A 15,317-nucleotide genomic window follows, 5' to 3' on the forward strand; every position below is an offset into this window, starting at 1 on the left:
ATTCCTCTTTCCTTTGGTTTTGGGGGTGTCCTTTCCTCTTTTTTTTTTCGGGGCCCGCCCCCCCCCCGCCCGGGGGGGGGGCCGGCCCCCCCCCCCCGGCCCCCCCCCCCCCCACGGTTCACTTCCCCTCGATGACGGCGGCGGTGGTGGTGACCACCGCGCACCGGCCGGCCGCCCAGCGCAGGGCCATCGCGTGGTCCTCGGCGGAGAAGTCGGCCACCGCGTCGCCGACCACGAACGCCTGTACGTCCTGCATCCACGCGTCGCAGGCGGTCATCATGACGCCGATGTGGGCGTAGATCCCGGTGATCACCAACTGGTCTCGGCCCTGCGCGCGCAGCCGCTCCAGGAGGTCCGTGCGGACGAAGCCGCTGTACTTCCACTTGGTGAGGACCGTGTCGCCGGGACCGGGGGCCACCTCCTCCGCGATGGCGGCGGCCCGGGGGTCGGCGGGCAGCCCCGGGCCCCAGAAGTCCTGTTGGAGTCCGCGCTCGGCCGCGCTCTGGCCACCGGGCTGGGCGGTGTACACGACGGGTACGCCCGCCCCGCCGGCCCAGCGGCGCAGCCGGGAGGTGTGGGCGAGGAGCTCGGTGACGGGAGGGGCCGAGGTGTCGAACGCGGACAGGAAGTAGTTCTGGAGGTCGTGCACGAGCAGCACCGCACGGGCCGGGTCGACCGTCCAGTCGACCCGATTGGCGGGGAGGTCCCGGGCGGTGGGCATCGGGTAGGGGGCGACGCTGGGCAGGGCCATGGTTCGGGGGTTCCGTTCGGGTGGGCGGACGGGGCGCGGGGTACGGGGGACGGACTGCGGGTTCAGCGGATCCGGCCCGGCGTCGGGCCGTGGGACTCGAACTCCCCGGGCAGCGAGCACGGGTGACGTGCCGTCACCACTCGGCCCCCACCGCGTCCAGGAAGGTGCGGAACTTCGCCCCGGTCTCGTCCGTTTCGGCCTGCGGCCTGGAGGCGGAGACCACGCCGGCCCCCGCGTACAGCCGCAGCCGACTGTCCTCCGCCTCGGCGCAACGGATGGTCACGACCCACTCGCCGTCGCCCTCCGCGTCCTGCCATCCCACCATGCCGGTGAAGTACCCGCGGTCGAACGGCTCGGTTTCACGGATCACTTGACGGGCCAGGTCGGTGGGGGTGCCGCAGACGGCGGGCGTCGGGTGCAGGGCGCAGGCGAGGTCGAGCGCCGAGGTCGCGGGGTCGGGCAGGGCGGCGGTGATGGTGCTGGACAGGTGCCACATGGTGGCGGTCCGCACCAGGGTGGGGCGCGACGGGACGGTGAGGTCCCGACAGAAGGGCGCGAGGGCGGTGTGCACGGCGTCGACGACGACGGCGTGTTCGTGCAGGTCCTTGACGGACTCCAGGAGGGCCGCCGCCCGGCGGACGTCCTCGGCGAGGTCGGCGCCGCGCGGGGTGGAGCCGGCCAGCGGATTGGCGACGATCCGTGCGCCCCGGCGGGCGACCAGCAATTCGGGGCTGGCGCCGAGCAGGGTGCGGCCCTCGCCCACGGGCAGCGCGAAGGTGTAGCCACCGGGATCGCGGCGGGCCAGCCGGTCCACCATGCCGGCCAGGTCCAGCGGGCCGGGTGCGGTGAGTTCGAGGGTGCGGGCGAGGACGACCTTGCTGAACTCGCCCTGCCACATGCGGTCCACCGCGTCGGCGACCCCGGCCGCGTACTCCTCCGGGGCCGGGACCTGCCGTATCCCCCAGTCCACCGGGGCGGGCCGTTCGGCGGGCAACGCGATCATCGGGTCCGAGGGGAGGGAGGGGCCGGTGCGCAGTTCGGCGGAGACCGCGAGGGCCGCCGGCGCCTGGGGGTCGAAGGGGACGGCACCGATCAACAGGGGCGCTCGTCGGCCGCGTTCGCGGGCCGCGGCCAGTGCGGCGGCGACCCTCGTGGACAGGGGTCTCTCGTCGTGCGGAACCTCCTCCCGGGTCCCTCGGCCCAGGAGGGTGCGGGTCGGGGTGGCGAGGAACCGGTCGCCGGGACGGTAGGCGCGCAGCAGCGCGGTGGCCGCGCCGAGCCCGGGGTACCCGGGCTCGGGCGAGGCGGCGTCGCGTCCTGCGGGCTCGTCGGTCGAGGGGCTGGCCGGTGCGGCCGTGGGGACGTGCGTGGCGACTTCGGATGCCGTCGACACGGGGACTCCGTTTCTCGGTGTTCCGTGGGTGCACGGAGGCGGTGGGTGGGGGACGCGGCGCGGCTCACCGAAGGGTGGCGCCGCCGTCGACGTAGAGCTCTTGCATGGTGATGTGGCGTGCGCGGTCGGAGGCGAGGAAGACCACCGCGTCGGCGACGTCCTGGGGTTGGGCGATCCGACCGAGCGGTATGCCCGTGCGGTAGGCGTCCAGGTCTCCGGCGATGACCCGCGCGGAGGCCTCGTCGTCGGCCCACAGCGCGCGTTGCATGGCGGTGTCCGTGGAACCGGGGGCGACCACGTTGCAGCGCACGCCGTTGCGGGCGACTTCCAGACCGAGGCACTTGGTGAACATGGTGGCGGCGGCCTTGGAGGCGGCGTAGGCCGCCATGCCGGTGCGGGGGACGCCGGCGGCGTTGGAGCCGACGGTGACGATGCAGCCCTCGCCGCGGGCGACCATGGGGCGGACCGCCGCCCGGGAGGCGTGGAAGACCCCGGTGGTGTTGACGGAGAAGGTCCGGGCCCAGTCCTCGTCGGCGAGGTCGACCACGGGGCCGGGGTGCAGCACTCCGGCGACGTTGACCAGGAGGCCGAGCGGACCGTGTGCGTTCTCGATGCGTTCGACCTCCCGGTCCACGGCGGAACGGTTCGTCACGTCGAGGGTCCGGGGGTGGATCGCACCCCGTTCCGCCGGGTCGTCGCCGTGGTGGCGGGCGGCCCAGGCGGCGGCGAGTTCCTCGACGCCCCGGGCGGCGCGGTCGGTGGCGATGACCTCGGCTCCGCGCGCGGCCAGTGAGACCGCGACGGCCGCCCCGATCCCCTGTCCGGCGCCGGTGACGAGGGCGATGCGCCCCAGGAAGTCCTCGTGGCCGTTGGGCCGGTGTTCAGGCATGAACGAATTCCCCCCTCGCTTAGGTCAGCCTAACCTAACTTCATCGAGGTGCAACCCACAATCGGAACCCCGGAAAGCGCTCAACCCGCCGTGTACGAGGGCACCTTGTCCTCCCGCACGCCTCCTGTCCCGCGTCGACGCCCGGGAGGACGCCGGCGCAGCGAGGGCCGCGAGCGCCCTCAAGCCGTGGGCTGCGGGCTCCGGTTCGGCGCGGGCGAGGGGGGCGCGAGCGCCCTGGACGCGGAACCCGTTCGCGAGGAGACCGCACCACGAGCCGGGTCGAGGCTGCCCACCGGGCGCTGCGCATCGGTCAGGAGCAACTCGACGTAGCCGTCCAGGAGATGGGCCAGCCCCGCACGGTGCCGAGCGGTGGCCGCCGTGTCGTAGCGGTCGGCACGGGTGTCGACGGAGAGCCGCAACCCTCCGGCGGGGGCGGAGGACACCCCGATCGTCATGTCCTGGACCGGGCCGGCGGCGAGGGTGCGCACCGTGCCGGCGAACGGGCCGAAGTCGAGGGCCGCACCGAAGGGTTTGACGTCGACCACGGGTCCGGCGAGGGGGCCGGCGGCGCGGATCGGCCCGAGGTCGCGGCGCAGGTGCGCCCGGGGGTAGCGCTGGTGACGGCGGACGGACCGGACCTCCAGTGCGACCCGGTGCAGGAGTTCGGCGCCGGCGTCCTGCGGACGGACCGTCAGGTGCAGCGGGAGGACGTTCACCGCCGCGATCGGGGTGTGGAGGGCCGCGGGCCGGCACCGGTTGGTGAGCGGGAGGCCGAGGACGAGGTCCCGGGCACCGGTGGCGCGGTGGACGTGCAGGGCGGTGGCGGCGACCACGAGTTCGACCCAGGTGGCCCTGCCGGCCGCCGCCGCGACCGCGAGCCGGTCGAAGGTGACGGGCGGGAGGTCGAGGTGGTCGTGCAGGGTCGTCGCGGAGTTCCCGGTCGGCGCACCCCCGCCGAGGTTGACCGGCGGGGGTGCGCCGGCCGTCCGCGCGGCCCAGAACTCCCGATCGGCGACGTACTGCCGGCCGGCCAGGTAGCGGGCCGCCTCCTCGACGACCTCGCGCAGCGGGGCGAAACGGGTGCGCGGCGGCTCCGCCCCGGCGGCCAGCGCGGCGTGCACCTCGGCGGTGCGCCGACCGAGGAGGTGCAGGCCGTAGGCGTCGACCGCGATGCGGTCGACCCGCTGGTACCACCAGTAGCGGTCGTCGGCGAGCCGGACCAGGGCCCGGGTCGCGGGCGGGGCGCCGCCGGGGGCGCCCGCTCCCTCCAGGTCGGCACGGGTCCAGGCCCGGGCGGCGGCGAGCGGATCGGGGTGGTCGCGGAGGTCGAGCAGGTGCAGCGGGACGGTGGACGCGGCGGCGACCCGTTGGCGGGGCGTCCCGTCCCGGTCGGCGACGCGGATGCGCAGGGCGTCGGCCTCCGCGGCCACGCGGTCGAGGGCGGCACGGAACACCCGCTCCTCCGGTCGACCGTGGATCTCGACCACCTGGGCCGCCCGGGGCACCGCGGAACCGGGGGCGAGTCGGGCCGCGCGGTGCACCTCCGCCTGGGCGGCCAGCAGCGCGAACTCGTCCGGGTCCTGATGCATGTGTCGACTCCCCAAGGGCGCGGCTACGCGAGCGCGGGCCGCCGGGACGGACCGCATGAACTTAGGCAAGCCTAAGTTAACCCCTAGCGGGTCATGCGACGGGGCCGTGGTCGGGTCCCGTCAGGGCTTGCGGGCCAGGGCCGCGTAGGTGGAGGCTTCGGCGTCGGTGACCGTGTGGGCGGGGTCGTCGGGGTCCGGCCGCCAGGCACGGGTGGCGACCACTCCGGGTTCGACCAGGTCCCAGCCGGCGAAGAAGGCCGCGATCTCGCCGTGGGTGCAAAGGCGGATCGGACTGCCGGCCTCGGCGTAGATGCGGGCCACGCGGGCCAGACCTTCGGGGTCGAAGTCCGGGGTTCCGTGGCTGATGGCCAGGGTGCTGCCGACCGGAAGGGCCGCCTTGAGGCGGTCGACGAGCGCATGGGCGTCGTCGTCGGTGAGGAAGCGGAGGAGGGCGACGAGGCTGAGGGCGATGGGCCGGGTGAAGTCCAGGGTGGTGGTGAGGGTGTGGTGGGTGAGGATCTGGTGGGGGTCACGGGCGTCGGCCTCCAGGTAGGCGGTGACCCCGTCGGGGTGGCTGCGCAGGAGGGCGCGGGCGTGCGCGAGGACGATGGGGTCGTTGTCCGTGTAGACGACGCGGGCGCGCGGGACGACGCGGTCGTTCCGTGGCCGGCACCGCCCCTGTCCAGGGCCGAGCAGGCACGACGGGACCTGGATCTGGCGACGACCATGATCGTGAACGCTCCCACCGCCGCCGCCTCGCTCCGGGGTCTCCTGGACCAACGGCGCATCGACCCCGCAGGAGCACTGGTCTTCGCCGCACTGCTCCATCTCGCGGGCAACGGGGACGGGGCCAGGTTCTGGTGGGAGTTCGCCGCCGGGGCGGGGGACGCCACCGCGGCGTTCTGCCTCGGTCTGCTCCACGAGGGCCGGGCCGAGTTCCGTACGGCCCGGCACTGGCGCCGCCGGAACCTCGCCCTGGTCCGCGGCGACCGGGAGGGCCGCGGGCCGCGGAGACGCATCGTCCGGGCCCTCTTCCGCAGGGCTGCGCCCCGCATCCTGTCCGACGGACGTCCGGCACGACCTCATCGCACGCTGTCACCAGGGGGAGAAGCCCGCGCTTCCGCCGGCCGTCGAGACGGTCGTGCACGGGCTCGGCGTCGACGGCGACGGCGACGACTGCGACTTCGGCGAGGTGCCGCACCCGGACGCCAGCCTGATCTCCCTGAACCACCGGCCGGCCCGGCGTCGTTGGTCCGCCCGCGGCACCGTCCGGCGGACCTGGGCCGCCTTCGTCATCCGCCGCCGGACCCGTGCCTCGCCCACCAGGAGACTGACCGCGGTCCGGATCTGAATCCGGTCGCCCGGGCCAGGACGTGGTGCTGCCCGGATCCGGGGCGGGCCGTGCCGCTCCGGATCCGGGCAGGTCCGGGGTCCGGTCATCCCTCCTTGCGGGGACCGGACGGCGGCGCGCCGCCCGCGACCGGGGCGGGGCGCTCCCGGCCGCCCGCTCCGGCCAGCAGTGCGGCGGCGTGACGGGAGCGGGCGGCGTTGATCCGGCGCGCGGCGACCGTGCGGTCCAGGACGAACTCCAGGGTGACCACCAGCATCAGCAGGGCCCCGGCCACCAGGCCGGTGACGTAGGTGGGCGCGCCCGCGGCGGTCGCTCCGGCGATGACCAGGCAGAGGATCAGCACGCCGAGCAGCACGTTGACGGCGTTGCCGCGACCGCCGTACAGGCTGATGCCTCCGATCAGGCAGGCGGAGACGGCGCTGAGCATCAGCGAGGTGAAGCCGCGCGGGTCCGCGGACGCGCCCTGCATGCAGGCGATGGAGCCGGCGAGCGCCGCGCACCCCCCGGAGATCCCGAACGCCGTCGTCAACGAGGCGTTGACCGGTACGCCGGCCGCCCGGGCCTCCCGGCGGGCGCCGCCCACCGCGTAGATCTCGCGCCCCCAGCGGGTGAGGCCGAGGAAGAGGCCGAGCAGGACGATGACGCCGATCCCGATGAGGGTCGCGGGGGTCATCGACAGCCACTCCACCAGCAGGGGGTCCGTGGTGGTCAACTCGTCCAGACCGATGGGCCGGTCGTCGGCGAGCACCAGCGCGAACCCGCTGAATCCGATCCAGGTCCCCACGGTGACGACGAGCGAGCTGATCTGCAAGCGGGCGATCAGCAGGCCCTGGGCCAGCCCGAGGACGATTCCGCTTCCGGTGCCGATGAGCAGGGCCGGGACGAGCCCGAGTTCGCCGGCGCGGATCGCTATCACGCCGGCCAGGGCGGCCATCGAGCCGACCGACATGTCCAGCTCTCCGGCGATCATGGTCACCGCGAGTCCGGCGGCCGTGATTCCGATGAGGGCGACGCCGTCGAGGGTGCCGAAGACCGCGGCCCCCACGGTGAACTCGGACACCACGACGAACAGGGTCACGATCAGCGCGAGCAGCACGCCGGCTTGGACTCCGTAGACGCGGGTGGCTCTGCCCACGCCCCGCCCGAGGGTCGATTCGTTCATCTCATTGCCTTCCGACGGGCCACGTGCAGGACGGAGACCACGGCGACCAGGAGGATCCCCTCGGTGAGCATGCGCACGCCAGTGGTCAGTCCGTGCAACAGCAGGACGTTCTGGAGCACGACGATCACCAGGGCCCCGACCGCGGACCGGACCGCGGATCCCTCGCCGCCGCTGACCGCCGTTCCGCCGACGAGGACGGCGGCGACGGCGTCGACCGTGAGTTCCGTGAGGTTGTTGGCGGTGACCTGGCCGAGTTGGCTCGCGGAGAAGATGCCCGCGAGGGCGAGGCCGATCGAGGTGATGGCGAACGCCCAGGCGGTGGCGGCCCGTACGGAGATGCCGCTCATGACCGCGGTCTCGCGGTTGGAGCCGACCAACAGCAGCCGCCGGCCGGAGGAGGTGCGCTCGACGAAGAGCCAGACCGCCCCGGTGAAACCGGCGAACACCCAGACCGGCAGCGGGATGCCCAGGACGTCGAAGGCAGCCAGCTCGCCGACCGAGGAGGTCGGCGCCGACACCACGGCGCCACCGGTGAAGCCGGCGACCGCGCCGTAGATCAGTGCGCCGGCGGCGATCGTCGTGACGACCGGGTTCAGCCCGGCCGCCACGGCGAGGCTCTGCAACAGGCCGATCGCGATCAGGACCACGATCGCCAGGGCCGCGCCGAGGACCAGTGAGCCGCCGGTGGAGGCGACCCACATGAACAGGATCGACGCCAGCATCGCGGACTGGCCCGCGCCGAGGGAGAAGAGGTTGCCGGACAGGGTGATGGTGGTCATGCCGACCGCGGCGATACCGGTCACCGCGGTGTTGATCAGCACGCCCCGCAGGTTGTCGAGGGTGAGGAAGCCCGACGTGGTGAGCGCCGCGACGACGACCAGCAGGGCGAACACGGTGGGCATCGCCCAACGGGTCAGCCGCTGGGCGACTTCCTGTTTGCGCGCGACCAGCGCGCCGGCGGTGGTTTCGGTCATGAGGGGCCCACTTCACTCGATGTCTCGGACTGTCCGCTCCCGCTGTGCATGACCTCGCGGACGAGGGTTTCCTCGGTCCACTCCCCCTTGGGGCGGAGCGAGGTGAGCACGCCCCGGTGGAACGTGCCGATCACGTCGCACAGGCCGTAGACCTCGCTGGTGTCCGAGGAGCAGACGACGACCGCCATGCCGTCGTCGGCCAGGGACCGCAGCTGCTTGTAGATCTCCGCCCGGGCTCCGACGTCCACGCCCCGGGTCGGCTCGTCGACGAGCAGCAGGCGGGGCTCGCAGCCCAGCCACTTGCCCACCGCGACCTTCTGCTGGTTCCCGCCGGAGAGGGTGCCCACGGAGGAGGCGAGCCGTCGGGTGTCCAGGGCGAAACTGCTCGCGGAGCGGGCGGCGACGGCGCGTTCCTCCCGCCGGGACAGCACGCCGAACCGGGAGACGCGTTCCAGCCAGGGCGAGGAGAGGTTCTTCTCGATCGACAGGCCGTCGAAGATGCCGTCCCGTTTGCGGTCCGGGGAGCAGTAGGCCACCCCCGCGGCGATGCCGCCGCGCCGGTGGCCGAGGTCGACGGGTCGGCCGTCGAGTTCCACGCCGCCCGAGAGCACGGGCACGAAGCCGGCCAGCGCCTTCAGCAACGCCGAGCCTCCGGCGCCGAGTTGGCCGGTCAGGCCGATGATCTGGCCGCGTCGGACGGACAGGTCCACCGGGGCCTCGACCCCGGGGGCCGTGAGTCCGTCGATCGCCAGTCGGACCGGGGCCGTGTCGTCGGTGCGGCCGGGCTCGGGGAACATGTCGCCGAGTTCGCGCCCCAGCATGCGCCGGACGATCTGCGGGGTGTCCAGGTCCGCGGTCTCCTCGGGCGGGGAGCTGCGGCCGTTGCGGAAGATGGTGACCCGGTCGCTGACCGCGAACACCTCTTCGAGGCGGTGGGTGATGTACATGATGCTGGTGCCCTGGTCGGCCAGGGAGCGGACGGTGCGCAGCACCAGCCCGGCTTCGGCCTGGGAGAGGGCGGCGGTCGGCTCGTCCAGGATCACCAGCGTGGCCGAACGGGCCAGTACGCGGGCGATCTCCAGCAGTTGCATCTCCGCGACCGAGAGTTCCTCGACGGGGGTGCGCGCGTCCAGGTGCCCCAGGCCGACCCGCGCCAGGAGTTCTTCGGCGTTGCGACTGAGGAAGCGCCGGTTCCACCACAGCCGCGTACCGCGCTGGCCGAGCAGGAGGTTCTCGGCGACGCTCAGCGCCCCCACGGTGCTGTACTCCTGCTGCACCACGGCGATGCCCGCGGCCTGGGACGCCGTCGAACTCGACAGGTCGACCCGGTTGCCGTGCATGCGGATGGTGCCGGTGTCGGGGCGGACGAGTCCGGAGAGCACCTTGACGACGGTGCTCTTGCCGGCGCCGTTCTCGCCGAGCAGGGCCATGACCTCGCCCGGACGGACTTCCAGGCCGACTTCGGAGAGGGCCTGCACGGCGCCGTAGCGCTTCGATACGCCCTCGACCTGCAAGCGCAGGTTGGTGTGTGTGGACATCAGAACTGCAACTCCCGGATGGAGCGGCCCCACACCCGCAGCGATGCGTAGTTCTGCGGGGTGATCGCCGGGTGCGGCATGTAGGTGAAGCGGCTCGGCGCGGTGTCGGTGACCGCGGGCTGGGCCTTCGCCTCGGGCAGCTGGACGACTTCGTCGACGACCTCGCCCGCGGCGCGGAAGCGGGCCACCGTCTGGATCGCGAGGATGCCTTCGATCACGGGGGACTGGAGCACCGCCGAGTAGATCTCGCCCTTGATCAGCGGCTGTTGGTCGCCGGAGAAGTCGCCCACCACGACGGTGACGTCCTTGCCCGGCCGCAGGCCGTACTGCTGGAGCGCCTTGACGACCCCGGTGCCGATGTTGTTGGAGCCGGCGACGACGATGTCGATGCCCCGGCTCTTGTACTTGGACAGGACCTGGCTGGCCGCGGTGAACCCGCCCTGCGCGTCGGGGGTCTTGGCGTTCTCGGTGGAGAGCAGGTTGAACGCGTCGCCGACCCGCTCGAAGAAGGCGTCGTGGCGGACGACGCCCGCCTCGTACCCGGAGGGGTAGGTGATCTCCAGCAGGTTGGGCTTGTCCTTGCCGTGGAACTCCTTTCCTGCGGCGCGGGCCTCGTCCACCGCCTTGAGGGCCATCGTGCCCATCGTGGTGCCGATGGCCTCGTTGTCCTGCCCGGGGCGGGCGGTGATGTACGGCTCGGCCTGCGGGAGGACCCTTCCGCTGAGCTGGACCACGGGCGCCCTGGCCGCCAGGAGACGGGCCGAGTTGATCCCGGTGTCGTTGTTGGCGGGCCAGTAGACGAAGGCCGCGGCCGGCTTGCCGGACGCGAGGAACTGCCGGACCTGCTGGTTCTGCTCGGTCTGGTCGAACTTGTTGTCGATCACTTCGAGTCGGTAGTCCAGTCGCTCCGCCTCGTCGCGCATGGCCTCGACCTCGGCCCCCACGTAGTGGTTCGCCGTCGACACCACGAACGCGACGATCGTCGCGCGTTCTCCGTTCAGGTTTCCCGTCTTCGTGATCTTCGCCGGTGCGACGGACAGGTCTGCGCATCCCGTCAGCAGCAGTGCCATCGCACCGGCGAACACCGTGACCACGGCTCGGTAGAAACGGGTCATCGTCGATCCTTCCCTCACCAGGCGGTATCGCGGCCCGAACGTAGCATTGGATACATTCGGCGACAATATCTCGCACTTACTTCGCCAAAGCGGCTTTAATTTCGGAGATCGGATACATTTGACGGCTCATCATGACGACAGCGAGGAGTCACCCGATGCCGAACCCTCCGACCACGGCCCTGACCGTCAACCACATCGGGGTGACCGTCCCCGACGTCCACGCGGCGATCGACTGGTACGGGGAGGTCTTCGGCTTCCGCTGCATCATGGGGCCGCGGGAACTCGCCCCCGGCGCGCACGCCGAGGCGGGTGCGGTGTTGGGGAGCCGTTTCCGCCGGGCGTGGCAGGCGCACCTGCTCACCGCGAACGGCGTGGGCGTGGAACTGTTCCAGTTCATCGACCCGCCGACCCGCGGGCCCCGCCCCCCGCAGGAGCGGGTGCCCTATCTCGACCGCGGCCCGTGGCACCTGTGCCTGACCTACGAGGACGTCGAGGCGATGGTCGACCGCATCGTCGCAGCGGGGGGCGCACTGGTCTCGGCGCCGCACGCCTTCGTCCCCGGCCGCCCCTGGACGCTCGCCTACACCACGGATCCGTGGGGGACCGTCCTGGAGATCATGAGCCACAGCTATGCGGAGGTGTTCGCCAACTGGCCGCAGCCCGGGCAGTTGACCCCGCACACCGTGGTGCCGCGCCCCGACCCCGGACACCGGGACGGTGCGCCGACCGACTGAGCGGTGCGCACGGGCCCGTGTCCGTCGGGTCGATCCGGTGCGGTGCGGTGCGGGGGTCGGGGCGGGGAGGCCGCGGAGGTACCGGGCGGCCCCGCCCCGTCGCCGCCTACAGCAGGATCCTCATCGGGTTCTCGATGATCTGCTGGAAGGCGCGCAGCCAACGGGCCGCGAGGGCCCCGTCGAGCGCGCGGTGGTCACCGGAGAGGGTGACCGTCATCATGGTCGCCGCCCGGATCGTGCCGTCCTCGTCGACCACCGCCCGCCGGGACGCCGCCCCGACGGCCAGGATTCCCGAGTGCGGCGGGGAGATGATCGCGGAGAAGCTCTCGATCCCGTACATCCCGAGGTTCGAGATGGCGAACGAGCCGCCTTCGAGCTCGGCCTGCTTGAGCCGTCCCTCCCGGGCGCGCGCCACCAGATCGGCGGCGGCGGTGCTGACGTCGCTCAGGGACCGCCGGTCCACGTCCCGGATCACCGGGGTGACCAGGCCGTCGTCGAGCGCCACGGCCATCGCGACGGACACCGAGTCGAACCGGCGGACGGCGTCCTCGGTCCAGATCACGTTCGCCTCCGGCACCTCGCGGAAGGCCGCCGCGACCGCCTTGACGACGAAGTCGTTGACCGAGGGCACGACCGCGACCGCACCGTCCTCCTTGAGGGAGCGGCGCAGTTCCAGCAGTGCGTCCACCCGGCACTCCGCCACCAGGTAGAAGTGCGGCACCGTGTTCTTGCTCTCGGTGAGCCGGCGCGCGATGGCGCGCCGCATCCCGGTGTGGGGGACGTCGGTGAACCCGGTCTGCGCCGGCGGCGCCGGAGCCTGCGCCGCGGGCGCGGGCCCGGGACGTTCGGCCGCACGGTCCGCGGGCGCGGCGGGCGGGCGTTGCGCGGCGACCTCCGCGGCCGCTCCGTGGCGGTCCAGGTCCCGTCGCACGACCCGCCCCCCGGGGCCGGTTCCGGTCACCGTGTCGAGGTCGATCCCCCGCTCACGGGCCAGTCGGCGCACCAGGGGGGTCACGAAGCGGCGTTCCTGGAGCTGCGGCGCCGGGGCGGCCGCGGCCACGGGCACCGGCGCCGACTCGGGGGCTCCGGACTCCACCGGGGCCGGGGCCGCGGCCGCCGCGGGTTGGGCTCCGGACTCCACCGGGGCCGGCGCCCCGGCCGCAGCGGGTTCCCCGCCGGCGGCTGCCAGTGCCTCCGCCACCGTCTCGCCGGGGCCGGCGAGGACGAGGATCGGGGTCCCGACGCCGATGGCGACACCCGGCTCGACGAGCAGGCCCGCGGCGACGCCCTCCTGGTCGGCTTCGAGGTCGACGGTCGCCTTCTCCGTCTCGACCTCGGCGATCGCCTGCCCCACCGTGACCGCGTCCCCGGGGGAGACGTGCCAGCCGAGCAGGATGGCTTCGCTCATGCCGGTGAGCACTTCCGGCATGCGGATGACCACGGCCATCAGACACCTCCGAGCGCGGTCTTGCAGCGCTCCAGCGCCGCCACGATGTCGTCGGTCTGCGCGATGGCGACCGCTTCCAGGACCCGGGAGATGCTGGGACTGGACTCGGCTCCGGTGACCCGCTCGACCGGCATGTCCAGCCAGTCGAAGTACCGGCGCTGGATCTCGTCCGCGAGCCATCCGCCGTAGGACGTGCCCCGTGCTCCCTGCTCCACGATCAGCACCGCGTTGGTCTTGCGGATGCTGGCCCCGATGGTGTCCCAGTCGAGGGAGGCCCGGTCCAGCCAGCGCAGGTCGATCAGATCGGCGTCGGTGCCGGTCCGCTCGATCGCCTCGGCCGCCCGGTGGACCATGTTCAGGTAGCTGATCACCGTCAGGTCGGAGCCGGTGCGGCGCAGGGCGGCCCGCCCGGGCGGCAGGACGTAGTCGAGGTCGTCCTCGGGAACCTCCTGCCGCTCCCCGTACAGGTCGACGTGCTCGATCACCAGGACCGGGTCGTCCAGCGTCGCGGCCGCGTTGAACAAGCCGATGTAGTCGGCGGCGGTGGACGGGGCGACGATCCGCCAGCCGGGGCTGGTGGCGAAGATCCCGGCGGGGTCCATGAGGTGCTGGGAGCCGTATCCGGTTCCCATCGCAACCTTGGTGCGCAGCACGAGCGGGACGGTGTTGTGCCCGCCGAACATGTGACGGGCCTTGCCTATCTGGTTGAACACCTGGTCCGCGGCGACCCAGAGGAAGTCCGGGTACATGAACTCGATCACCGGCCGGACGCGGCCGTCGAGCGCGGCCCCCGCGCCCAGGCCGGCGAACGCGTTCTCGCTGATCGGGGTGCCCAGCACCCGCTCGGGCGCGACCTGCAACGCCTTCTTGGTGACGCCGTTGGTCCCGCCGCCGAGCCGGTGGACGTCCTCGCCGATCACCACGACCCGGGAGTCCTCGGCCATCCGCCGCCCGAGGACCTGGGAGGCCGCGTCGACGAAGCGGAGCGACCGGGTCGGGCCGTCGTGGTCGACCGGGTCCAGGACCCGGGCCTCGGCGAGTTCGCCGGCGTCGCCGCGCAGTCCCTCGTCGACGGTCGCCGGGTCGGGCCACAGCGCGGGCCTGATCCGTCGCTTGCCCGGCGCCTCGGGGTCAGGCTCGACCAGTTCGGCGACGATCCGGCGCATGGCCTCCTGGGCCTGTTCCCGCACCCCGGCCGCGGTCGGCTCGTCGAGCAGGTCGAGGCGGTGCATCTCGCGTTCGGTCCTGGCGATGGGGTCGCGCAGGCGCCACTCGGCCTCTTCGTCCTTCGTGCGGTAGCCGAAGGCGCTGCCGGCGTAGGCGCCGTTCTGGTGGAAGTAGCGGTAGACCTCGGCTTCGATGAGGGTGGGCCCGTCACCGGCCCGCATGACCTCTTCGGCCTGCTGGGTGGCCAGGTGGACGGCGAGCGGGTCCATGCCGTCGACCCGCCACGAGGGGATGCCGAAGGCGGGCCCGCGCACGGCGAGCCGGTCCTCGCGGGTGACCTCGGCGACCGTGGTGGAGACCGCGTAGAGGTTGTTCTCGATGAAGAAGCAGAGCGGGAGGTCCCAGGCCGCGGCCAGGTTCATCGATTCGAGGACCGAGCCGATGTTCACGGCGCCGTCCCCGAAGTAGGAGAAGCTGACGTCGTCGGTGCCGGCCAGCCGCTGGGCGAAGGCGTTGCCCGCCGCGAGCGGCACTCCCCCGCCGACGATGGCGTTGCTCCCGAGCGCACCCGCCTCCAGCCACTGGAGGTGGATCGATCCGCCCCGGCCGCGGCCGAAGCCCTGGGCGAGCCCCAGGATCTCGGCCAGCGTGCGGCGCAGCACCATGAGGACGCCGTCGTCGACCAGGGCACCGAGGTCGGACCGGCCGCCCGTCAGGTGGGTCAGGCACTTGGCGAGGAACTGGTGGTGGCTGCGGTGCGAACCGTTGATCGCGTCCGAGGTGCGCAGTCCGATGACGGAGCCGACGGCGCCGCCCTCCTGGCCGATGCTGGAGTGCGCCGGCCCGTGCACCAGCCCCTCGGAGGCGAGCTCCAGCACGGTCTCTTCAAAGGCACGGATCAGGTGCAGTTGGCCCAGCATGCCGGCCAACAGGGCCGGGTCGGCGTGCCGCCAGTCTGAGCTGGTGGTGCTGAGCTGCACGCAAGGCCGGATCGGATCCAAACGTCGCTGTCGTGGCATGGGCTTCCTCGCCGCCGTCGATGTATCGCAGACGCGTCGCATCCTGCGTCTGGTGCCGCACGCTACCCCCAGATCGTATCCAAAAGTAAGAGAGCTTTACAGAAATGTTCGATTGACACCCTAAATCGGGTCGGTAATGTATCCAATGCTTGCCAGCCCTGGTCCGTGCTGGTCAGCGCTCGTCGGAC

At 72.7% G+C, this 15,317-nt stretch carries 13 protein-coding genes; 2 read left to right on the plus strand and 11 right to left on the minus strand.

Annotation, left to right across the window (positions count from 1 at the left end; genetic code table 11):
• Positions 1-118: 118 nt before the first annotated feature.
• From ABT092_RS25510 to ABT092_RS25530, 5 genes are all read right to left on the minus strand, one after another.
• Positions 119-751 carry an isochorismatase family protein gene (locus ABT092_RS25510; RefSeq protein WP_351247750.1) on the minus strand — a complete coding sequence of 211 codons (633 nt, stop codon included), beginning with the start codon at positions 749-751 and terminating at the stop codon, positions 119-121.
• Positions 752-884: 133 nt separating this feature from the next.
• A complete protein-coding gene (locus ABT092_RS25515) occupies positions 885-2,144 on the minus strand; it encodes an isochorismate synthase (RefSeq protein ID WP_502968504.1) in 1,260 nt (419 codons plus the stop codon).
• A gap of 64 nt (positions 2,145-2,208) precedes the next feature.
• Entirely contained in the window at positions 2,209-3,033 is an 825-nt protein-coding gene (locus tag ABT092_RS25520; protein ID WP_351247752.1) for a 2,3-dihydro-2,3-dihydroxybenzoate dehydrogenase, read from the minus strand.
• A 179-nt stretch (positions 3,034-3,212) separates the two neighbouring features.
• Entirely contained in the window at positions 3,213-4,622 is a 1,410-nt protein-coding gene (locus tag ABT092_RS25525; protein WP_351247754.1) for a condensation domain-containing protein, read from the minus strand.
• A 120-nt stretch (positions 4,623-4,742) separates the two neighbouring features.
• Positions 4,743-5,576 carry an SAM-dependent methyltransferase gene (locus ABT092_RS25530; RefSeq protein ID WP_351247756.1) on the minus strand — a complete coding sequence of 278 codons (834 nt, stop codon included), beginning with the start codon at positions 5,574-5,576 and terminating at the stop codon, positions 4,743-4,745.
• Between the two features lie 187 nt (positions 5,577-5,763).
• Here ABT092_RS25530 and ABT092_RS25535 point away from each other — a divergent pair, with 187 nt between their 5' ends.
• Positions 5,764-5,973 carry a hypothetical protein gene (locus ABT092_RS25535; protein ID WP_351247758.1) on the plus strand — a complete coding sequence of 70 codons (210 nt, stop codon included), beginning with the start codon at positions 5,764-5,766 and terminating at the stop codon, positions 5,971-5,973.
• 85 nt (positions 5,974-6,058) lie between these two features.
• On the opposite strand, the gene ABT092_RS25540 is transcribed toward ABT092_RS25535, so the two are convergent.
• From ABT092_RS25540 to ABT092_RS25555, 4 genes are read right to left on the minus strand one after another with little or no spacing between them, the layout of a single operon-like run.
• Positions 6,059-7,135 carry an ABC transporter permease gene (locus ABT092_RS25540; protein WP_351247760.1) on the minus strand — a complete coding sequence of 359 codons (1,077 nt, stop codon included), beginning with the start codon at positions 7,133-7,135 and terminating at the stop codon, positions 6,059-6,061.
• Positions 7,132-8,109, minus strand: coding sequence for an ABC transporter permease (locus ABT092_RS25545; RefSeq protein WP_351247762.1), 978 nt, complete (start codon positions 8,107-8,109; stop codon positions 7,132-7,134). Before ABT092_RS25545 ends, ABT092_RS25540 begins: the two co-directional genes overlap by 4 nt.
• Positions 8,106-9,647 carry a sugar ABC transporter ATP-binding protein gene (locus ABT092_RS25550; RefSeq protein ID WP_351247764.1) on the minus strand — a complete coding sequence of 514 codons (1,542 nt, stop codon included), beginning with the start codon at positions 9,645-9,647 and terminating at the stop codon, positions 8,106-8,108. Before ABT092_RS25550 ends, ABT092_RS25545 begins: the two co-directional genes overlap by 4 nt.
• Complete coding sequence (locus ABT092_RS25555) at positions 9,647-10,762, minus strand: sugar ABC transporter substrate-binding protein (protein WP_351247766.1); 1,116 nt, start codon at positions 10,760-10,762, stop codon at positions 9,647-9,649. Before ABT092_RS25555 ends, ABT092_RS25550 begins: the two co-directional genes overlap by 1 nt.
• A 155-nt stretch (positions 10,763-10,917) precedes the next feature.
• On the opposite strand from ABT092_RS25555, the gene ABT092_RS25560 reads away from it, so the two are divergent.
• Complete coding sequence (locus tag ABT092_RS25560) at positions 10,918-11,496, plus strand: VOC family protein (protein ID WP_351247768.1); 579 nt, start codon at positions 10,918-10,920, stop codon at positions 11,494-11,496.
• A gap of 106 nt (positions 11,497-11,602) precedes the next feature.
• Here ABT092_RS25560 and ABT092_RS25565 read toward each other — a convergent pair whose 3' ends face one another.
• Positions 11,603-12,943: a dihydrolipoamide acetyltransferase family protein gene (locus ABT092_RS25565; protein WP_351247770.1), complete on the minus strand. Its 1,341-nt coding sequence runs from the start codon at positions 12,941-12,943 to the stop codon at positions 11,603-11,605.
• A complete protein-coding gene (locus tag ABT092_RS25570; protein WP_351247772.1) occupies positions 12,943-15,090 on the minus strand; it encodes an alpha-ketoacid dehydrogenase subunit alpha/beta in 2,148 nt (715 codons plus the stop codon). The genes ABT092_RS25565 and ABT092_RS25570 overlap by 1 nt, the downstream gene beginning before the upstream one ends.
• Positions 15,091-15,317 lie beyond the last annotated feature (227 nt).

It is taken from the genome of Streptomyces sp. NPDC002490, assembly GCF_040296045.1.
Taxonomy (GTDB): domain Bacteria; phylum Actinomycetota; class Actinomycetes; order Streptomycetales; family Streptomycetaceae; genus Streptomyces.